17 protein-coding genes are annotated in these 20,613 nt (G+C 74.1%); 10 read left to right on the top strand and 7 right to left on the bottom strand.

Translation table 11 applies throughout. The features are described from left to right. Window positions 1–6: 6 nt before the first annotated feature. The 5 genes from ACF08D_RS03565 to ACF08D_RS03585 are packed head-to-tail and all read left to right on the top strand — an operon-like array spanning window position 7 to window position 3,745. Window positions 7–495, top strand: coding sequence for a hypothetical protein (locus ACF08D_RS03565; RefSeq protein WP_392220836.1), 489 nt, complete (start codon window positions 7–9; stop codon window positions 493–495). Further along, entirely contained in the window at window positions 492–1,043 is a 552-nt protein-coding gene (locus tag ACF08D_RS03570) for a hypothetical protein (RefSeq protein WP_392220837.1), read from the top strand. Before ACF08D_RS03565 ends, ACF08D_RS03570 begins: the two co-directional genes overlap by 4 nt. A gap of 27 nt (window positions 1,044–1,070) precedes the next feature. After that, entirely contained in the window at window positions 1,071–1,595 is a 525-nt protein-coding gene (locus ACF08D_RS03575) for a hypothetical protein (RefSeq protein ID WP_392220838.1), read from the top strand. A gap of 12 nt (window positions 1,596–1,607) precedes the next feature. Beyond that, complete coding sequence (locus ACF08D_RS03580; RefSeq protein ID WP_392220839.1) at window positions 1,608–2,450, top strand: hypothetical protein; 843 nt, start codon at window positions 1,608–1,610, stop codon at window positions 2,448–2,450. Further along, window positions 2,447–3,745 carry a lytic transglycosylase domain-containing protein gene (locus ACF08D_RS03585; RefSeq protein WP_392220840.1) on the top strand — a complete coding sequence of 433 codons (1,299 nt, stop codon included), beginning with the start codon at window positions 2,447–2,449 and terminating at the stop codon, window positions 3,743–3,745. The genes ACF08D_RS03580 and ACF08D_RS03585 overlap by 4 nt, the downstream gene beginning before the upstream one ends. Here ACF08D_RS03585 and ACF08D_RS03590 read toward each other — a convergent pair. Beyond that, entirely contained in the window at window positions 3,719–4,798 is a 1,080-nt protein-coding gene (locus tag ACF08D_RS03590; RefSeq protein ID WP_392220841.1) for an ATP-dependent DNA ligase, read from the bottom strand. The genes ACF08D_RS03585 and ACF08D_RS03590 overlap by 27 nt on opposite strands. 74 nt (window positions 4,799–4,872) lie before the next feature. Between ACF08D_RS03590 and ligD the strand changes: the two genes are divergently transcribed. Continuing rightward, window positions 4,873–5,883: a non-homologous end-joining DNA ligase gene (gene ligD / locus ACF08D_RS03595; protein WP_392220842.1), complete on the top strand. Its 1,011-nt coding sequence runs from the start codon at window positions 4,873–4,875 to the stop codon at window positions 5,881–5,883. A gap of 112 nt (window positions 5,884–5,995) precedes the next feature. On the opposite strand, the gene ACF08D_RS03600 is transcribed toward ligD, so the two are convergent. Continuing rightward, entirely contained in the window at window positions 5,996–8,206 is a 2,211-nt protein-coding gene (locus ACF08D_RS03600) for an OmpL47-type beta-barrel domain-containing protein (RefSeq protein WP_392220843.1), read from the bottom strand. Window positions 8,207–8,220: 14 nt separating this feature from the next. Then, on the bottom strand, window positions 8,221–10,716 hold the full coding sequence (locus ACF08D_RS03605) for a ThuA domain-containing protein (protein ID WP_392220844.1): 2,496 nt from the start codon (window positions 10,714–10,716) through the stop codon (window positions 8,221–8,223). Window positions 10,717–10,911: 195 nt separating this feature from the next. Here ACF08D_RS03605 and ACF08D_RS03610 point away from each other — a divergent pair, with 195 nt between their 5' ends. The 3 genes from ACF08D_RS03610 to ACF08D_RS03620 all read left to right on the top strand — a co-directional run bounded on the left by ACF08D_RS03610 (window position 10,912) and on the right by ACF08D_RS03620 (window position 13,610). After that, window positions 10,912–11,880 carry a multicopper oxidase domain-containing protein gene (locus ACF08D_RS03610; RefSeq protein ID WP_392220845.1) on the top strand — a complete coding sequence of 323 codons (969 nt, stop codon included), beginning with the start codon at window positions 10,912–10,914 and terminating at the stop codon, window positions 11,878–11,880. A gap of 174 nt (window positions 11,881–12,054) precedes the next feature. Next, the gene (locus ACF08D_RS03615) at window positions 12,055–13,083 is read left to right on the top strand and encodes a helix-turn-helix domain-containing protein (RefSeq protein WP_392220846.1); all 1,029 of its coding nucleotides are present in this window, start codon (window positions 12,055–12,057) and stop codon (window positions 13,081–13,083) included. A 257-nt stretch (window positions 13,084–13,340) separates the two neighbouring features. Further along, window positions 13,341–13,610: a WhiB family transcriptional regulator gene (locus ACF08D_RS03620; protein WP_392220847.1), complete on the top strand. Its 270-nt coding sequence runs from the start codon at window positions 13,341–13,343 to the stop codon at window positions 13,608–13,610. A gap of 84 nt (window positions 13,611–13,694) precedes the next feature. Here the strand turns inward: ACF08D_RS03620 and ACF08D_RS03625 are convergent, their stop codons facing one another. Continuing rightward, on the bottom strand, window positions 13,695–14,111 hold the full coding sequence (locus ACF08D_RS03625; protein ID WP_392220848.1) for a DoxX family protein: 417 nt from the start codon (window positions 14,109–14,111) through the stop codon (window positions 13,695–13,697). Window positions 14,112–14,315: 204 nt separating this feature from the next. Here ACF08D_RS03625 and ACF08D_RS03630 point away from each other — a divergent pair, with 204 nt between their 5' ends. After that, complete coding sequence (locus tag ACF08D_RS03630) at window positions 14,316–15,686, top strand: SDR family NAD(P)-dependent oxidoreductase (protein ID WP_392220849.1); 1,371 nt, start codon at window positions 14,316–14,318, stop codon at window positions 15,684–15,686. Here ACF08D_RS03630 and ACF08D_RS03635 read toward each other — a convergent pair. The 3 genes from ACF08D_RS03635 to ACF08D_RS03645 form a co-directional block, all read right to left on the bottom strand. After that, a complete protein-coding gene (locus ACF08D_RS03635) occupies window positions 15,658–16,590 on the bottom strand; it encodes a chitosanase (RefSeq protein ID WP_392221206.1) in 933 nt (310 codons plus the stop codon). The genes ACF08D_RS03630 and ACF08D_RS03635 overlap by 29 nt on opposite strands. 302 nt (window positions 16,591–16,892) lie before the next feature. Continuing rightward, window positions 16,893–17,864 carry an acyl-ACP desaturase gene (locus ACF08D_RS03640; RefSeq protein ID WP_392220850.1) on the bottom strand — a complete coding sequence of 324 codons (972 nt, stop codon included), beginning with the start codon at window positions 17,862–17,864 and terminating at the stop codon, window positions 16,893–16,895. 372 nt (window positions 17,865–18,236) lie between these two features. Then, window positions 18,237–20,525 carry an ATP-binding cassette domain-containing protein gene (locus ACF08D_RS03645; RefSeq protein ID WP_392220851.1) on the bottom strand — a complete coding sequence of 763 codons (2,289 nt, stop codon included), beginning with the start codon at window positions 20,523–20,525 and terminating at the stop codon, window positions 18,237–18,239. Window positions 20,526–20,613: the final 88 nt, after the last annotated feature.

Raw genomic sequence — 20,613 nt, forward strand, 5'->3', positions numbered from 1 at the left:
CGCGCGGTGCCGCGGTCGACCGCCTGGGCCGCCGTCGCGGTGGCGGCGCTGCTCTGCGGGCTCGCCGGCTGGGCGTACGCCCGGGCCGCGGGCGACGGCACGCGCGCGTACGCCGAGGCGCGGGACGCCGCCCTCGCCGCCGGCCGCGGCCACCTCGCCCGGCTCAGCAGCGTCGACGCCGCACACCCGGAGGAGGCCCGGCGGGAGTGGCTCGACGCCACCGCCGGGGACCTCCACCAGGAGCTGCGCGACGACCCGCCCCGCCCGGACACCAAAGGCGCCTCCACGCGCGCGACCGTCACCGACGCCGCGCTCACCGCCCTGGACGACCGGGCCGGCACGGCCGAACTCATCGCCACCGTACGGGTGGACACCACACCGCCCCGGGGCGGGCCCGCCGCCGCCGACCGCACCCGGCTCGCCGCGACGCTCACCCGCACCGCAGGCGGCTGGAAGGTCAGCGCCCTCACCGCCCTCCCGGTGGGCGGACCATGACGAGCCCCGACGCGCCGACGACCCCGGCCCCCGGGCCCGGCGACCCGCCCCGGGCCCCCCGGCCCTGGGCCGCGCTCACCCTCGTCCTGGTCCTGCTCGCCTGCGGCGCCGGACTGCTGCACCGCACCCAGCAGCTCACCGGCGCGCCCGCGCTGCGCAACCACGCACTGACCGACACCGGCGCCACCGACCGTGTGATCCGGGACGTCACCGGGGCGCTCACCCAGGTCTTCTCGTACGCGCCCGGCGACACCGCCGCCACCCGGCAGGCCGCCGGGCGGCTCCTCGCGGGCAAGGCGGCCCGGCAGTACGCGGCCCTGTTCGGCCAGGTCGAGCAGCGGGCCGCGCGGCAGCGGCTCACCCTCACCACCCATGTCGTACGCGCCGGGGTGACCCGGCTCGACGCACGCGGCGCGCACCTCCTGGTCTTCCTCGACCAGGTCGCCCAGCGCGCCGGCACACCCGCCACCACGGTCGCCGCCCAGCTGTCGGTCGTCGCCGAACGGCAGGACGGCACCTGGCGGATCACCGACATCCGATCGCGATAGGGGGCACCCGCACCGATGGCCCGCACCATGAGAGGCAACCCGCTCCTGACGGCGGCGGCCGCGCTGGCCCTGCTCGCGGCCGGAGGCGCCGGCTGGGGCGGCTGGTCCTGGTACGCGGCGGCGCACGACGAGTCCGCCGCGTACGCCGGCACCCGCGACGAGGTCCTCGCCGCCGGCGAGCAGGCCGTGCAGAACATGAACACGCTGGACCACCGCGACCTGCGGCGCGGGCTGGACACCTGGCAGCAGTCCGCCACCGGCGACCTGCTGGCCCAGCTCCGCGACGGCCGCCCGCAGTTCGAGCGGCAGATCCAGCAGGCGAGGACGGTCACCAGCGCGAAGGTGCTGTCCGGCGCGGTGACCGAACTGGACACCCGGGCCGGCCGGGCGAGCGTGATGGTCGCCCTCCGCATCACGGTGACCCCGCCCGAGGGCAAACCCGCCGCCAAGGAGAGCCGGATGCTCGGCGAGCTGACCCGCACCGCCGAGGGCTGGAAGCTCAGCGCCCTCGGCCAGGCACCGGTCGGCGGCACCGCGCCCGCCGCCGACTGAGAGGACCGGACCATGCCGACGACCCGTCACCTCGTCAACCGGCAGCGCCGGCTGGCGAGCACGCAGACCCCCCGCCCCGCCGAGCCCCGGCCCCCCGGCGCCCGGGAACGCCCGGACTCCCGGGAGCGCCCGGACTCCCGGCAGCGCCCGGACTCCCGGGAGCACCCGGTCTCCCGGGAAGGCAAGGACCGGCGGAACCGCAAGGACCGGCGGGACCGCAAGGACCCGCGTGACCGCCAAGACCCGCGTGACCGCGAGGACCGCCCCCGCGACCGCCCGGGCCGGACCGCCGGCGCCCGGCGGGACGAGCCGGCCCCGGCACCCCGCCGCACCGCCGGGCGCCGCCTGCCCGCCGCCCTGGGTGTCCTCACCGTCCTCCTGGGCGGTTTCGCCGCCTGGGCCGGCGGGGAGGCGGCGGCCCTGCGCGACGCGCCCGCCGCCCGTAACACCGCCCTCACCGACATCGCCCGCACCAGCGAGGTCAAGGGCCAGGTCACCAAGGCGGTCAATGAGCTGTTCTCGTACGACTACACCGCGCCCGCCCGTGCCGACCGGGCCGTGCGGGACCGGCTGACCGGCCGGGCCGTCGCCCAGCACCGCGCCATGCTGGCCCCGGTCCGGGCGCAGGGGGCGAAGCAGAAGCTCGTCCTCACCACCACCGTCACCGAGAGCGGCGTGGAGCGCATCGACGGCGACCGCGCCCGGGTGCTGATCTACGCAGACCAGAGCAACACCCGTACGGCGGCGAAGAAGCCGGAGACGACCCACGGTGCCGCCATGTTCGCCGTGGAGGCCGTGCGCGGCGACGGCACCTGGCGCATCTCCGCCATCGACACCCTGGGAGCGGGCTCATGACGGAGCGCGGTACGCAGCGGCGGTGGAGGCGGGCCAGGACGCGCCGGGGCCTCACCGGCACGGCGGCGGCGGTCACCGCGATGGCCGCGCTGACCGCCTCCCAGGCGCCCGGCCTGCTGCCCCCGCCCACGACGGCCGCGCAGCAGCGGGCGGCCGACGGCGGCGGCGCCGGGGCGTTCGCGCCACCGCTCCCGTACGACGGCGTCTACCACACCGAGCTGCCGCCGCTCGGCCCGCCCGCCGCCCTCGCGCCGCCCCGCCCGGTCACCGGCCCGGCGCCCCTGAACGCGGCGCCGGTCGGCCCGCCTCCGAGCGCGGCCGCCGTGCAGGCCGGGATCCCCGCCACCGTCCTCGCCGCGTACCGGCGCGCCGAGGCCGCCGTCGCCCGTACCGACCCGGGCTGCCGGCTGCCGTGGCAGCTGCTCGCCGCCATCGGCCGGGTCGAGTCCGGGCAGGCGCGCGGCGGGCGGGTCGACGCGCGCGGCACCACGCTGGAGCCGATCCTCGGGCCGGTGCTGGACGGGGCCGGGTTCGCCAGGATCACGGACACCGACGGCGGCGCGTACGACGGCCACACGGTGTACGACCGGGCCGTCGGGCCCATGCAGTTCATCCCCTCGACCTGGGCGCGCTGGCGGGCCGACGGCAACGGCGACGGCCGCGCCGACCCGGGCAACATCTTCGACGCCGCCCTCGCCGCCGGGCGCTACCTGTGCGCGGGGGAGCGGACCCTGACCGTGCGGGCCGACCTGGACCGGGCGGTGCTCAGCTACAACCACTCGGGCGCCTACCTGCGGACGGTCCTGTCGTGGCTGGCCTTCTACCGGCACGGCGCGCACCCGGTGCCCGACCGCACGGGTGTGCTCCCGGCGAGCCCGGGGGCCGGCCGGGGCGGTGGCGGCGGCCCGGCCGGGGGCACCGGGCCCGCCCGGCCCCCGGCCACGAAGCCGGGCGGCGGCCTCGTGGTGGGCCCGGGGCCGACCGCCCGCCCGACGCCGCCTCCCCGCCCGCCGACGCGTCCGCCCGCCCCGCCCACCACCCCGCGCCCCTCACCGCCCGCCCCCACACCCAAGCCCACGCCCACCCCGACACCCACGCCCACCCCCACCCCCACGCCGACCCCCACGCCCACCCCGACCCCGACACCCACCCCGACCCCCACGCCGTCCCCGACGCCGACCCCCACACCGACCCCGACCTGCCCGTCCCCGTCCCCCACCCCCACCCCGACCCCCACCGCCCCCGGAACGGGCGGCGGCGAGCCGTGCTCACCCGCCGCCGGCCGCCCCTCCTGACAGCACCTCACCGAGGTCGTACGAGACGGGCTCCTCCAGCTGGGCGTAGCCGCAGCTCTCCGGCGTACGGTCCGGCCGCCACCTGCGGAACTGGGCCGTGTGCCGGAACCGGCTGCCCTCCATGTGGTCGTACCCGACCTCGCACACCCGCTCGGGCCGCAGCGCCACCCACGACAGGTCCTTCTTGCCGGTCCAGCGGCTCGGCGCGCCGGGCAGCCGGGCGGTCTCGTGCGCGGCCTCGTCCGCCCACGCGGCCCACGGGTGGCCACCGGGCGTCTCCATGCGCAGCGGCTCCAGCTCCTCGATCAGCTCCGCGCGCCGCCGGGCGGTGAACGCCGCGCACACGCCGACGTGCTGGAGGGCGCCCCCGTCGTCGTACAGGCCGAGCAGCAGGGAACCCACCACCGGGCCGCTCTTGTGGAAGCGGTAGCCCGCCACCACGACATCGGCGGTCCGCTCGTGCTTGATCTTGTACATCAGGCGTGCGTCGGGCCGGTAGCGCAGGTCCAGCGGCTTGGCGATCACCCCGTCGAGACCGGCGCCCTCGTACTGGTCGAACCAGCCCCGCGCCTCCTCGACGTCCCGGGTGGCCGGTGCCAGGTGGACCGGCGCGTCGACGCCCCGGAGCGCCTCCTCCAGGGCCGCCCGGCGCTCCACCAGCGGGGTGTCCAGCAGCGAGGCGTCGCCGAGGGCGAGCAGGTCGAAGGCGATGAAGCGGGCGGGGGTGCGCTCGGAGAGCATCGCCACGCGCGAGGCGGCCGGGTGGATGCGCTCGGTGAGCCGGTCGAAGTCCAGCCGCCCCTCGTGGGCGATCACGATCTCGCCGTCGACCACGCACCGCTCCGGGAGCCGGGGCGGCAGGGCGGCGGCCAGCTCGGGGAAGTAGCGGGTGAGGGGCTTGCCGGTACGGCTGCCGATCACCAGCTCGGGCCCGTCGCGGTGGACGACGGCCCGGAAGCCGTCCCACTTGGCCTCGTACTGCATCCCGGGCGGGATCTTCTTCACGGACTTGGCCAGCATCGGCTTCACGGGGGGCATCACCGGCAGGTCCATGGCTCGATTCTGCCGGACAGCCCGGTGATATGCCCGATATGCGAGGGCTGTCCGAGGGCTCTACTGTGACGCCCATGGGAAACGCGGTGGAGCTGGAGGCCGGCGGGCGGACCGTACGCCTGTCCAACCCGGACAAGGTCTACTTCCCGGAGCGCGGCTTCACGAAGCTGGACGTGGCGCGCTACTTCCTCGCCGTGGGCGAGGGCATCACCCGCGCGCTGCGCGACCGGCCCACCACCCTCGAACGCTTCGTGGACGGCGTGGAGGGCGAGTCCTTCTTCCAGAAACGCGCCCCCAAGAACCTCCCCGACTGGATCCCCACCGCCCACATCACCTTCCCCAGCGGCCGCTTCGCCGACGAGATCCGCCCCACCGAGCCCGCCGCCGTCCTGTGGGCCGCCAACCTCGGCACGCTCACCTTCCACCCCTGGCCCGTGCGCGGCGACGACACCGACCACCCCGACGAGCTGCGCATCGACCTCGACCCGCAGCCCGGCACCGGTTTCGCCGAGGCGGTGGCCGCCGCCCACGAGCTGCACGCCCTGCTCGGGGAGCACGGGCTGCGCGGCTGGCCCAAGACCTCGGGCGGGCGCGGCCTCCACGTCTTCGTACCGATCGAGCCGCGCTGGGACTTCACCCGCGTGCGCCGCGCCGCCATCGCCGTGGGCCGCGAGCTGGAGCGGCGCATGCCCGGCCGGGTCACCACCGCCTGGTGGAAGGAGGAGCGCGGCGAGCGGATCTTCGTCGACTACAACCAGACCGCCCGCGACCGGACCATCGCCTCCGCCTACTCGATCCGCCCCCGGCCGCACGCCCCCGTCTCCGCGCCCCTGCGCTGGGACGAGCTGGACGACATCGACCCCCGGGACTTCGACCTGGCGACCATGCCCGTGCGGTTCGCCGACCACGGCGACATCCACGCGGACATGGACGACCACGCCTTCTCGCTGGACAGCCTCCTGGAGCTGGCCGCCAAGGACGAGCGCGACCACGGCCTGGCCGACCTGCCGTACCCGCCGGACTACCCGAAGATGCCGGGCGAGCCCAAGCGGGTACAGCCGAGCCGGGCCAAGAAGGCCGACTGACCTCAGGACGGGCCGACTGGCCTCAGGAGAGGCCGACTGACCTCAGGACGGGCCGACTGGCCTCAGGAGAGGCCGACCGGCCTCAGGACGGGTCCCGGGGCAACGGGGCACCTCACAGCTCCTTGATCCGGATGTCGCGGTACGAGATCACATCCGTCGTGCCGTGCACCTGGAGACCGAGGTGACCGGTGGCGTACCGCCGGCCGTCGGTGCCCGGGTCGTCCGCGCGCGGCGGTGAGAACTCCTGGCCGCCGGTGTTGTCGAACTCGTTGATCAGGACGCCGTTGCGGAAGACCGAGTACCGCTGGCCCACCACCCGGATCTCGTAGTCGTTCCAGGTGCCCTTCGGGGTGACGCCCGCGCCGCCGAGGCCCACCCGGTCGAAGCCGTACACCGAGCCGGTCTTGTACAGGTCGCCGTCCGGCCGGTCCAGGATCTGCACCTCGTGGCCGTATTTGATGGCGACCCACTCGGGCCGGGACTCCTCCGGGTGGTCGTGCACCCCCGGGAAGCGCACGAAGACGCCGGAGTTGGCGTTGCCCGTGCCCGGGGCGTCGTCCCGCCAGCGGAGCTTCAGCGAGAAGTCCCCGTACTGGCGCTGCGGGAACCACAGCATGCCCATCCCCGGAACCGTGGCATCGCTGGTCATCGAGCCGTCGCCGTTCAGCCCGAACCGCCCGCCGCCGACGTGCTGCCACCGGGCGAAGGACGCCGCCGAACCGTCGAACAGGTCCCGGTACCCGGTGTTCTGGCCGGGCCTGCCGATCCCGGACTGCTTCGCCGCGCGGTACACCACCCGGTGCTCCCGCGCGTCGAGCACGCCCTCGGCGAGCAGCCGGTCCAGGACCGTGTCCACGTGCTTCAGGAACAGGGCGTGCGAGGACCAGTCCTTCTCGTCCTCGATCAGCTCGTTGACCGTGCACCGGCCGCGCGTCATCCGGTTCGGTACGCCGCTGTCCACCGTGCCGACGATGACCGTGAGCCGCTCGTCGTACTCGGGGCAGCCGGGCGCGGGCACACCGCCGCCCTCGGCGACGTCCAGGCTCACCCGCCCGGCCCCGGAGGTGTTGCCCGCCTTGTCGGTGGCCCGGTGCAGCAGCGTGTGGTGGCCCACCCGGTCCAGCACCACCGGGGCGGTGTACGCCAGGTACGGCCCGCCGTCCAGGGAGTACTCCACCCGGTCCACCCCCGACCCGCCGGTGTCGGCCGCGCTCACGGTGACCGTGGCGCTCCCCACGTACGCCCCGTCGGAGTTCCTCACCCCGGTGACGGAGGCCGAGGTGGTGGGCGGGGTGGTGTCCTCGGCGGGCGGGACGACCACGGTGAAGCGGACCGACTTCTCCGCCGCCGTGTTCCCCGCCCGGTCGGTGGCCCGGTAGCGGACGGTGTGGTCGCCCGCCCGGTGCACCATCACCGGCGCGGTGTACGGCTGCCAGGCGCCGTCCGCCCCGAGCGCGTACTCCACGGTGTTGACGCCCGAGCCGGCGTCCGACGCGGTGACCGTGACCGTCGCCATGTCCACGTACTCGCCCTGCGGGTTCTTCTCGCCGGTGACCGTCGCCGAGGTGTCCGGCGGGGTCGTGTCGTCGCCGGGCGGTGCCACGACCGTGAAGTCCACCGACTTCGCCGCCGAGGTGTTGCCCGCCTTGTCGGTGGCCCGGTGGCGGAGCGTGTGGGCGCCCACCTGGTGGACCATCACCGGCGCGGTGTACGGCTGCCAGGGGCCGTCCGCGCCGAGCGCGTACTCGATCCGGTCGACGCCCGAGCCGCCCGCGTCGGTGGCCGACACGGTGACGGCGGCGTGCCCGACGTACGCGCCGTCCGTATTCCGCTCGCCCTCCACCTTCGCGGAGGTCTCGGGCGCGGTGGTGTCCTCCCCGCCGCCGCCCTCGGTCACGGTCAGGATGCCCTGCATCGCCCCGTGGCCGGGGATCGTGCAGTGGAAGCGGTAGCGCCCGGGGGTCAGGGTCACCTGCGCGGTGTGCCTGCCGCCCTGGTCGTCGGAGGGGTTGGCGAGGATGTTCAGCCGGACGTCGTTATTGAACTCCGGGTCCGACACGTCGAACGTCAGGGTGTGCGGCATCCCGGTGGTGTTCCCGGTGGCCGCGCTGTTCTCGAAGACGATCGTCGCCGGGCCGGCGGTCGCCGTGGTGGGGAAGGTGAGATAGCGGTCGATGGGGTCGCCGGCGGTCCAGGTCAGCACCTGTTCCGCCGCCCCCTCGGGGCCGTTGTCGGGCCGGCCGTGAGCGGCGGTCGACGTCAGCCCGAGGACCATCAGCACGGATGCGAGCAGAGCCGTCCACAGCCGGAACGGGCGGCTCATCACGGTACGGTCCCTCACTGTCCGGCCGCCTTCCTGGCGAGGCCGTCGGCGGCGGGCGTCGGCCCACCGCCCTTGTAGGTCACGCGCCACAGCGCGGACGCGGAGTCGGAGGTGAAGAACCCGCGCCCGTAGTCCAGGACGTAGAGGGAGCCGTCCGGAGCGAACTTCCAGTCCATCAGGTTCCGGATGCCGTTCGCCCCCACCGGAATGATCTTCTTCAGGGACTCGGCGTGCACCGGCAGCCCGCCCTTCCCGACCGTCCTCGGGTCGGTCAGCACCGCGTGGCGCGGCTGGTCGCCGTCGTAGAAGTCGCCGACGAACCACTTGCCGTCCCAGTACGCCGGCCACTTCACCGTGCTGCCGCTCGCCGCGTCGTAGCGGTACACCGGCCCGTTCATGGTCGCCTGGCCGCCGCCCTTCAGCCACGGCAGCAGCAGCGTCTGCTCCTCGGGCTTGTAGCTGGGCACGCCGTTGGCGTCGCGCGGGTAGTCCACCCCGCCGCCCTGCGGCGAGTACCAGATGGTGTTGGGCGTGACCGGGGGCAGGTTCACCAGGCCGTCGTTGTTCGGCGACTCGTTCTTCGGGCGGGCGCAGTCGTACCAGCCCAGCGGCTCGGCCGGGTCCGGCAGATTGCGGTCCCGATAGGGCTGGTTGTTGCCCATGCAGTACGGCCAGCCGTGGTTGCCCGCCCGGGTGATCGCGGCGAAGGTGTCGTACTTGGCCGGACCCCAGGTCGTGGACGGGGCGCCCGCGTCGGGGCCGACCCACCCCGCGTACAGGATGTCGGTCGACTTGTCGACGAAGATCCGCGCCGGGTTGCGCACGCCCATCACATAGATCTCGCCCCGGGTCTTGCCGCCGCCCTCGTCCGGCTCGTCGCCGGTGAACAGGTTGCCCTCCGGGAGCGTGTACGTCCCGTCGTCCTCCGGGTGGATGCGCAGGATCTTGCCGTTGAGGTTGTTGGTGTTGCCCGCCGTGCGGCGGGCGTCGGCGAACGACACGCCCCGGAAATCCGGCTCCGGGTTGTTGCCCGAGTAGCCCGAGCTGAAGCCGCTGGAGTTGTTGTCACCGGTGGCGATGTAGAGGTTCCCCTTCGAGTCCCACGCCATCCCGCCGCCCGCGTGGCAGCAACTGTGGATCTGTACCGGCCACTTCAGCAGCACCTTCTCGCTCGCCGGGTCGAGGGTGTTCGTCGCCAGGTCGAGGGTGAACCGGGAGACGTACCGCTCGGCCATGCGCGTCGCCCGGTCGATCCGTGCGTGCGGGGTGTAGTGCAGGTAGACCCAGCCGTTGGTCATGAAGTCCGGGTCCAGCTCGATGCCGAGCAGCCCCTCCTCGTTCTTGGTCAGCTCGTCACCGCCGCCCTTGTTGCCGAAGACCGCGAGCGCGCCGGCCAGCCGGACCTTCCCGGTGCCGGGGTCGTAGACGTGGATCTCGCCCCGCCCCTTGCCGACCTCCGGGTCGTCCCAGTCGGTGACCACGGGCCGGGAGGAGTCGGCGCCGCCGCGCCCGATGTAGAGGACCCGGCCGTCCGGGGCCACCACCAGGCCGTGCGGCTCACCGATCTGGTCGTTCTGGCCGGGCTGGTTGGGGCGGGTCACCCGCTCCGCCGTGTAGTGGGCGGCGATGGTGGCCGTGCAGTCCGCGCGGGAGAGCCGGGTCGTCCACAGCAGGGCGCCCCGCAAGTGCTCCCGGAAGTCGGTCTCGGCGTACGACGCGGGCGTGCCGCCCATCCCGGTGTAGAAGGAGCGGCCCCCGTCGTAGTCGCGGCACCAGGAGACGGGGTGGTCCCACCCGTTGGCGCCGGGCCCCGGCCGGTAGGTGCTCTCCCGGACCCGGGCCACCGTGTGCACGGTCCCGGACGGGTTGACCGCCCAGTTGAGCCACCGGTCCGGGCGCTTCCAGGTGAGCGGGAGCTTCTCCGTGGCCGGATGGCGGCGGTCGCCGACCTCGACGGTGGCCCGCTGGACGGCGGGGGCGGCGCCCGGCGCGGGGCGCGCACCGACCAGGCCGGTGAACCAGTCGGAGTACGGCTCGGTGCGCGCCGCGTCGTGGACGCCGAGGAAGCCGCCGCCCGCCTCCATGTACGCCTCCAGGCCCGCCTCCTGCTCGGGGTCGAGCACATCGCCCGCGCCGGTCAGGAACACCACGGCGTTGTACCGGCCGAGCCTGCGCCCGTCGGTGAAGACGGTGGCGTCGTCGGTCGCCTCGGTACGGAACCGCTGGGCGGCCGGACCGGACAGGCCGATCGCCTCGACCGCCGCGATGCCCGCGTCCACGGTGGGCGACTCGGGGGCCGCCGAGGCGTGGAAGACCAGCACCCGGACGTCGGCCCCGCCGGGCGGCGCAGCGATGGACAACGTTGTCCGAGAGCCCGGCCGGGGCTCCCCGGGATTGGGCTCGGCGGTCGCCGCCGTACCGCCGAGCAGGGAGGCCGCCAGGGCGCCGGCGGCGAGTGCGACCACCCCCCGGCGGCGGGTTCTTGACCGCTGACGTGGTGCGTGGTGCATGTGGTCACCCACCCCTCTGTGGTCACAGCAAACGACGACGAAGCTAGACCCGATTCCGCGACTCGCCAATAGCCTGGCACGAATTGGGCGAACTTTGTCCTGGCTGTGGATGAACACGGGTGGCCCCGGTTACGGTGTGCCCGTTCCCGGGGCCGCCCGGCCCGTCATCCTCCGCACCGCACTGGGGAGTTCGGCATGGACAGACGGAGTTTTCACCGGCGGCTGCTGGCCGGGGGAGCGGTGGCCGCCACCACGGTGACATCGTTGTCGCACTCCTCGGTGCCGCGCGCCGTCGCGGCCGGGACCCCGCCGCCCACCGCCCCGGCCGGCGGACAGGTACGGCATCTCAAGCTGTACGCCGAGAAGCTGCCGGACGGTCAGATGGGATACGGCCTGGAGAAGGGCCGGGCGACCATCCCCGGGCCCCTGATCGAACTCAACGAGGGCGACACCCTGCACATCGAGTTCGAGAACACCATGGACGTCCCGTGCAGCCTGCACGTCCACGGGGTGGACTACGACACGGCCAGTGACGGCACCCGGATGAACCGCAGCCACGTCGAGCCGGGCGCCACCCGTACGTACACCTGGCGCACCCACGCCCCCGGCCGCCGCAAGGACGGCACCTGGCGGGCCGGCAGCGCCGGGTACTGGCACTACCACGACCATGTCGTGGGCACCGACCACGGCACCGGAGGCATCCGCAAGGGGCTGTACGGGCCGGTGGTCGTCCGGCGCCAGGGAGACGTCCTGCCGGACAAGCAGTTCACCATCGTCTTCAACGACATGACCATCAACAACCGCCCGGGGCACCAGAGTCCGGACTTCCGGGCCACCGTGGGCGACCGGGTGGAGATCATCATGATCACCCACGGCGAGTACTACCACACCTTCCACATGCACGGTCACCGCTGGGCGGACAACCGCACCGGCATGCTCACCGGCCCCGACGACCCCAGCCAGGTCATCGACAACAAGATCACCGGCCCGGCCGACTCCTTCGGCTTCCAGATCGTCGCGGGCGAGGGCGTGGGCGCCGGGGCCTGGATGTACCACTGCCATGTGCAGAGCCACTCGGACATGGGGATGGCCGGCCTGTTCCTGGTGGCCAAGCCGGACGGCACGGTACCCGGCCACGACCCGCACCACGGCGGCGCCCACTGAGGGGGCGGGACGCGGCCCCGGACCCTTGCCGGAGGCGGAGGACCCATACCGGAGCCTCCGCCTCCGGCACGCGCGCGTGCCTTCGCTACCCTCGCTGCGGGCGACGGGGGAGGGAAGAGCCCGACGCGAGACCGCCGGCAGCGCCGCGCGGCGGGGTGGACGAGGAGTACAACGATGATCGGGACCGTGTTCCGCAGCGAGGACGTGCCCGCGCCCGACCGGTTCGACTTCTGGCGCGAACTGGTCGGCAGGAACCGCTCCAGCGACATGAACAGCGCGCACCTGGCCGATTTCCGCGCCGAGATGCGCCTGATGGAGCTGGGCCCGGTCACCGTGTGGCCGACGACCTTCTCGCCGACCCGCTACTGGCGCGGCTCCCGGGCGGCGCGCCGCTCCGACGCCGAGCGGTACCACCTGACGCTGCTGCTGGAGGGCGGGCTGGGCCTCCACCACGCGGGCCGCACCGACACGTTCGGCCCCGGTGACCTGCATCTCGTGGACGACGCCCAGTCGTTCGACCTCCGGCCGTACGACGTGGTCCGTGACCGGCCGTACGACCTGGCGCCCGCCAACGCCCGGGACGGCGAGGTCGTCCGGGGCATCGGCGTCGACTTCCCCAAGGCGCTGCTGCCCCTGCCCCCGCACCGGGTGGGTGACGTGCTCGGGCGGCGGCTGTCCGGACGCGAGGGCACGGGCGCCCTGCTGGCCCAGTTCCTCACCGGGCTGGAGGGGCAGGCCGGCGTGCTCCGCCCGTCCGACGCCCCGCGGCTGGGTACGGTCGTGCTCGACCTGGTCTCCGCCTGTGTCGCCCAGGTGCTGGACGCGGAGGACGCTCTGCCGCCCGAGACACGCCAGGAGGCCCTGGCCCGCCGGGTCAAGGCGTTCATCCGGCAGAACCTGCACGACCCCGAGCTGTCGCCGCCCGTGGTCGCCGCCGCGCACCACATCTCGCTCAGCTACCTGCACCGGATCTTCGAGCAGCAGTCGCGGGGCGAGACCGTCGCGGCCTGGATCCGCGCCCAACGGCTGGAGAGCGCCCGCCGGGACCTGGAGAACCCGTCCCTCGCCGGCACCCCCATCCACGCCGTCGCGGCCCGCTGGGGCATCCCCCGGGCGTCCGACTTCACGCGCGCGTTCCGCGCGGCGTACGGCATCCCGCCCCGCGAACACCGCCTGCGCGCCCTCTCCGGAGCCCGGTGGTAGATGCCGGTCGCAGGGGTGGGGCGGGGCGGTGTGGACGCGGTGCCAAGGAGGTGTGGACGCGGTGCCAAGCCGGGCGCTCCGGGCCGGGGCATCCTCGGTGTCGCGCGGCCACGGCCGTGGACAGGACACGGGAGGGGCGCGGAGCCCGGCACCGCCGAGACGGGGCGGCGGAGCCGGCGGCCGCGCCCCTGACCGTGCGCGCGGACGTTGATGGTTCGTTGAGGCCCCGTTTATCGCGGCGGGGCAGCCTGTCCGGCATGCCGATCAACCGCACCGCCCCCGCCGACCACGAACTCGCCTGGCAGGAAACCGCCCTGTGCGCTCAGACGGGCGCCGACTTCTTCTTCCCCGACCCGGGCTCCTCCACCCGTGACGCCAAGCGCCTGTGCGCCGCCTGCGAGGGCCGCGCGGCCTGCCTGGAGTACGCCCTGGCCAACGACGAGCGCTTCGGCGTCTGGGGCGGCCTGTCGGAGAAGGAGCGGTACGCGCTGCGGCGGCGCGACAGCCGGAGCGCCGCCCGCGACTGACGCCCGCCCCACGCGCGCGTGCGTCAGCCGCGCCGCGCCGTCGCGCCCGCCGCCGACGCCGAGCCCGCCCCACGCGCGCGTGCGTCAGCCGGCCGGCGAGGCGCCTGACGGGGCGTCCGCCGAACGGGCCGCCGCGCGGGCCCACAGGTAGAGCGGCACCTGGAGCGGCAGCCGGCCGTAGGCCACCGCCCGTGCCGGGACGGACCGGTCCCGCCAGTCGTGGGCCATCTTGACGTTCGCGGGGAACACGCCCACGAAGAAGAGCGCGGTGGCCCGGGCGCTGAGCCGCCGCGTACGGGGCACGGCCAGCCCCGCCGCCAGCGCCAGTTCCACAGCGCCGCTCGCCCGTGTCCATGCCCGGGGGCTGCCCGGCAGGGCACGCGGCACGATCGCGTCGAACGACCTGGGGGCGGCGAAGTGCGCCACCCCCGCCGCCGCCATCAGACCGGCCAGCAGCAGGGGCGAGCGCGACGCACGGGAGGTGCGGGGACGGTGGGCCATGGAGGCTCCTCGGGGGCGGCGGCACACGGGTGTTGCTCGACGGGACGAATGTACGGGGCGAGGACGCCCAGCCATTCAGGGGGCCCGCACGGGGCCGCACGCGCGCGTGGCTGGGGAGCCCCGGCGGCCCCGGAGGCCCGGCGGCGGGCCCCCGGGGATATCCGGATGCCGTCCCCCCGACGCGCCCCGTAGGATCACATGCGCATGGAGCAGCAGTACGACCCGGTGACGGACGACGAGTTGGCGGCCTTCGGCCGCATGGTGGGGCGCCTGCGGGCGCTGCCGCTGGAGGACCCCCAGCGGATGCGGGGCGAGGAGATCGCCGCCTCCTTCGCGCGCGAGAGCCGCAACAACCGCCGCAAGGCACGGCGGCGGGCCCGCTCCGATGCCGACGCCGTGCTGACCGCCGCCACCGCCACCGGCGCGCTCGACCGCCGCGAGGACGCCCCGCTGACCACCCGGCACGGTACCGTCGGCACCTTCCTCAAGCCCCGCCACTGCTACGTCTGCAAGGCGCTGTACCAGCGGGCCGACGCGTTCTACCACCGCCTGTGCCCCGGCTGCGCGGCCGACAACACCGCCCGCCGCGCCCTGACCACCGACCTCACCGGGCGGCGCGTGCTGCTCACCGGAGGGCGGGTCAAGATAGGTTTCCAGCTCGCCCTGATGATGCTGCGGGACGGCGCCGAACTGCTCGTCACCAGCCGCTTCCCCCAGGACACCCTGCGCCGGTTCGGCGCCGCCCCGGGCAGTGAGCAGTGGCTGGACCGGCTCACCGTCGTCGCCGTGGACCTGCGCGACCCGCGCCAGGTGCTCGGCCTGTGCGACCGGCTCCTGGCCGAGGGACGGCCGCTGGACATCCTGGTCAACAACGCCGCGCAGACGATACGCCGCCCACCCGAGTCGTACGCCGCGCTCCGCGCGGGGGAGCGGGGCGAACTGCCCGCGCGGGTCGTCACCGCGCCCGGCTTCGCCCCGGAGCTCCCGGTGGCCGGGAACGGCGCCCTCGCCCTCGTACTGGACGAGGAGGACGGCGACGCCCTCGCACTGAGTCCGCGCCCGGACGAGGCCGGGCTGCTGCCCGACCCGGCGCCGCGCAACTCCTGGTCCGTCCAGCTGGGCGAGCTGGACCCGGCGGAGCTGCTGGAGACCCAGCTCGTCAACGCCCTGGCGCCCGCCCTGCTCTGCGACCGCCTGCTGCCCCTGCTGCTGGCGTCCCCGCGCCCGCGCCGCTACATCGTCAACGTCAGCGCGGTGGAGGGGCGGTTCACCGTCCGCAACAAGACGCCCGGGCACCCGCACACCAACATGGCCAAGGCCGCGCTCAACATGCTCACCCGCACCAGCGCCGGCCCGCTCGCCGAGCGGGGCGTCCACATGTGCAGCGTCGACACGGGCTGGATCACCGACGAGAACCCCGCGCCCCGCAAGGCGCGGATCGCCGCCGCCGGCACCCGTACCCCGCTGGACGTGGTGGACGGCGCCGCCCGCCTCTACGACCCGATCGTCCGGGGCGAGGCGGGCGAGCCGTACAGCGGGGTCTTCCTCAAGGACTACCGGCCGGCTGCGTGGTGACCGAGTAGGTCTCGCCATACGTCTTCCACGTCAGCGGCACCTTCAGGTCCATGTTCCCGGCCCGCAGGAAGACCCGCTGGGCGGTGTCGATCCGCGAGGTGTCGCGCTCCCGCTCGGTCTTCTGCCCCTTCATCACGGCGCGGCTGGCGTCGAGGAAGGTGTTCAGGTACGCCTCCTCGTCGCCGCCCGCCGCCGGGGTCTTGGTCCCCTTCAGCGCCGTGGTGCGGATGCCGTAGAAGGCGTTCGGGTCCACACCCGGCCCGTGCAGCACCATCGCGTCGTAGTAGATGAACTGGCCGAGGGTGGACAGCCCGTCCATCTTGGCCAGCCGCACCGCCGGGTCGAAGTAGATCCGGTCCCGGATCTCGTCCTGGGCGCGGCGGAAGGCGGGGTCCTTCGCCGCCGTCTTCCAGGCGTCGGTGAAGCCCGGGTCGAGGCCCTCGTGCGAGTCGGTGCCGTCGACGGCGCGCAGGGCCGGGAGGTACTCGGCCAGCGGGTTGCCCGGGTGCTCCTTGGTGTAGTGCTCGACGAGCTGGAGCATGTCGTTGGTGCCGGAGCAGAAGCCGATGACCCCGGCGGTGTAGCCGTTCCCGTCGCCGATGTCCTCGATGTCGTCGTACTCGCCGCGCCAGTCGAGGGTGGAGTTGTCCGCGCTGGCCACCAGCTGGGCCGCCAGCTCCTTCATGCCGGGTGCGGCGAGGCCGGGCGGCATCTTCGCGATGCGCTCCTCCAGGGCCTTCTGCTCGTCCATGGTGCCCGCCTTGAGCGGGTTCACGGCCCCGGTCACCGAGGGTGCCGGGGACTCGTCGGCGGCGTCGGCGGGGCGTACGGAACCGTCCCCTCCGCCGAACACGACGGCGGCGGCGACGGCTATCGGGGCACCGATCAGGAAAAAGCGGGTCACAGGCTTCACGCGCCACAGCGTACGACGCGCCTGCGCGCTCCCTGTGCGCGCCCTGTGCGCCGTTCGCCCCCGGCCCAAGCGGAGCCCCGCCCTCCAGCGGTAGGCCCCCGCTCCCGGCAGTGCGGGGCGGGGGCCGACGGCGGGGGCGGGGCGCCCCGGGCTCGGCGTACGCACGCCGGCGGGCCCGGCCCCGCGCGCATACCGCCTGCGGACGTACCGCCCGGCACGTACCGCTCCCGGGCGCGTACCGCCCGGGAGCGGCGTCAGCGGCCCTAGAGCAGCGTCAGTGGCCCGGGGGCGGCTCAGCGGCCGCGGGCCGCCAGGCGGGCCTTCCGGGCCGCCAGCCGCTCGTCGAACTTGGCCGCCTCGGCGTCCAGCCCGCCCATGTACAGGCCGAGCTCCTCCTGCGCCTTCAGGCCCTCCGGGCCGAGCCCGTCGATCTCCAGGACCTTGAGGAAGCGCAGCACCGGCTGGAGGACGTCGTCGTGGTGGATGCGCAGGTTGTAGATCTCACCGATGGCCATCTGCGCCGCCGCCCGCTCGAAGCCCGGCATGCCGTGCCCCGGCATCCGGAAGTTCACGACGACGTCGCGCACGGCCTGCATGGTCAGGTCCGGGGCGATCTCGAAGGCCGCGCCCAGGAGGTTCCGGTAGAAGACCATGTGCAGGTTCTCGTCGGTGGCGATCCGCGCCAGCATCCGGTCGCAGACGGGGTCGCCCGACTGGTGGCCGGTGTTGCGGTGCGAGATGCGGGTCGCCAGCTCCTGGAAGGCGACGTACGCGACCGAGTGCAGCATCGAGTGCCGGTTGTCCGACTCGAAGCCCTCGCTCATGTGGGCCATCCGGAACTGCTCCAGCTTGTCCGGGTCCACGGCGCGCGACGCGAGCAGGTAGTCGCGCATCACGATGCCGTGCCTGCCCTCCTCGGCGGTCCAGCGGTGCACCCAGGTGCCCCACGCGCCGTCCCGCCCGAAGAGCGTGGCGATCTCGTGGTGGTAGCTGGGCAGGTTGTCCTCGGTCAGCAGGTTGACCACGAGGGCGATCCGGCCGATGTCGGTGACCTTGGACTGCTGGGGCTCCCACGCTTCTCCGTCCTCGAAGAAGCCGGGGAAGTTGCGGCTGTCCGACCACGGTACGTACTCGTGCGGCATCCAGTCCTTGACGACCTTGAGATGGCGGTTGAGCTCCTTCTCGACCACCTCCTCCAGGGCGTACAGCAGCCGGGCGTCGGTCCACGCTTCCGAACTGCCGAGATGGGGAGAGGTGAGGGTCATACGGGTTCTCCTGGGGACGGGAGTTTTACCTACGGGCTCGTAGGTTACGAAACCGTAGGTTAAGGGCGGGGTAAGGCTCCGCCAAGCCCGGGTCCGGTGGACGGCCGCTCACCCTGCGTCATGCCGGGAGGTCGCGGGGGTGCGTATCCGCCCGCACCGGGCGCCGTGCGCGGCGCGAGCCGGGGCCGGCTATGAGGCACATCACGTCCGGCCCGCGCCGCGCATCCGGAGGAGCCGCCCCCGGGCCCGCGCGGGCGCCGCCGCGCCGGGCCCCGGAGGTGCCGCCCCCGGCCGCCGCAGGGGCGGCTTCCCCGCTCCCGTACGGCTCTTTGCATCCGCGTACGACAGCGGAACGCCGTCACGCCCCCCGCGTCACACCGCCGCCGGCTCCGCCACGCCCAGGTCCCGGCGGAGGTACGCGGCGGTCACCGAGGTGCGGTGTTCCAGCAGCCCCGCCGGGGTCCCCTCGAAGACCAGTTCGCCGCCGTGCTTGCCGCCGTCCGGGCCCAGGTCGATCACCCAGTCCGCCCGCTTCACCACGTCCAGGTCGTGCTCCACGCACACCACCGTGTTGCCCGCGTCGACCAGCCGGTCCAGCAGCGCCACCAGCGTGTCCACGTCCGCCATGTGCAGCCCGGTCGTCGGCTCGTCCAGCACATACACACTGCCCGACCTGTGCAGTTGCGTCGCCAGCTTGATCCGCTGCCGCTCGCCGCCCGACAGCGAGCTGAGCGGCTGCCCGAGGGTGAGGTAGGTGAGCCCCACGTCGTGGAGCGCCCGCAGCGGCCGGGCCGTGGCGGGGTCGCCGAAGAACGCGATCGCGTCCTCCGCCGTCATCTCCAGCACGTCGGCCACGGACCTGCCCCGCACCGTGTGCTTCAGCACGTCCTCGTGGAACCGCCGCCCCCCGCACGCCTCGCAGGTCGTGGTGACCGGGTCCATGAACGCCAGATCCGTGTGGATCACACCCCGGCCCGCGCACACCGCGCACGCCCCCGCCGAGTTGAAACTGAACAGGGACGCCGGGACACCGTTCGCCTTGGCGAAGACCTTCCGGATGGCGTCCATGACTCCGAGGTACGAGGCGGGGGTCGACCGCGACGAGGCGGTGATCGCCCCCTGGTCGATCACGACGGCCTCGGGGTACGTGGCGGTGAAGACCTCCGACACCAGCGTGGACTTGCCCGAACCCGCCACCCCGGTCACCGCCGTCAGCACCCCGGTGGGGAAGCGGACGTCGACGCCCTTCAGATTGTGCAGGTCCGCCCCGGTCACCGGCAGCCACCCGGTGGGGGAGCGGAAGGTCTCCTTCAGCGGCGTACGCCGGCGCAGGCACCGCCCGGTGAGGGTGTCCGCGTCCCGCAGCGCCGCGTACGGCCCCGCGTACACCACCCGCCCGCCGCCGGTGCCGGCCTGCGGCCCCATGTCCACCACATGGTCCGCGACCGCCATGACGTCCGGGTCGTGTTCCACCACCAGCACCGTGTTGCCCTTGTCCCGCAGCCGCACCAGCAGGTCGTTGAGCCGCCCCACGTCACGCGGGTGCAGTCCCACGCTCGGCTCGTCGAAGACGAAGGTGAGCCCCGTCAGCGAGCTGCCCAGGTGCCGCACCATCTTCAGCCGCTGCCCCTCGCCGCCCGACAGGGTGGTGGTCTCCCGGTCCAGGCTCAGATAGCCCAGCCCGATCCCCACCAGCCGCTCCAGTCGCTCCCGTGCCGCCGCCGCGACGGGCGTGGCGACCGGGTCGTCGATCCGCGCCAGCACACCGACCAGGTCGGCGACCTCCATGCGCGCGTGGTCGGCGATGTTCAGCCCGTCGATCCGGGTCGCGAGCGCCGCCTCGTTCAGCCGCGCCCCTCCGCACGCCTCGCAGGTCCCCTGCGCGGTGACCTCGCCGACGGTCTCCTTGTACGCGTCGGAAAGCCCCGCCGTGTCCCGCTTCAGGTACAGCCGGTCGAAGCGGTCCACCAGCCCCTCGAACCGGACGTCCGCCGTGCCGGACTTCATCGTCAGCCGCACCTTCGCCCCGGCGCCCGCGCCCGTCCCGTACAGCAGGGTCGCGCGCTCCGCCTCCGTGTAGCGGCCGAGCGGCTTGTCCGGGTCGAAGAACCCCGAGTCGGCGTACAGCTTCCACTGCCACCCGCCGACGGACGTCCCCGGGAGCCGCAGCGCGCCCTCGTTGAGGGACTTCGACCAGTCGATGGCCTTGTCCAGGTCCAGCCGCACCGTGCGCCCCACCCCGTCGCAGACCGGGCACATCCCGGCCGGGTCGTTGAACGAGTACGCGGTCGCCGGCCCGGCGGACGGTGTCCCGTACCGGGAGAACAGCACCCGCAGCACCGCGTGGATGTCCGTCATGGTGCCGACCGTCGACCGGACGTTCCCGCCGATGGGCCGCTGGTCGACCACGATCGCCACCGACAGGTCGTCGATCACGTCCACGTGCGGCCGCTCGTACTTCGGCAGCCGGTTCCTGATGAACCAGGTGAAGGTCTCGTTGAGCTGCCGCTGCGACTCCACGGCGATGGTGTCGAAGACGACCGACGACTTCCCCGAGCCGGACACCCCGGTGAAGACGGTGATACGGCCCTTGGGCAGGGTGAGGGAGACGTCCCGGAGGTTGTTCTCGCGGGCGCCCGCGATGACGATGTTCGATGCCATACGACGGACGCTAGGGCGGATACCCGACAGCTCCTGTCGGGTATCCGCCCCGGGATCACCGGCGCGGGCATCCGCCGGGGGACCACCG

Source organism: Streptomyces sp. NPDC015131, assembly GCF_043079975.1.
In the GTDB taxonomy this organism is placed as follows: Bacteria; Actinomycetota; Actinomycetes; order Streptomycetales; family Streptomycetaceae; genus Streptomyces.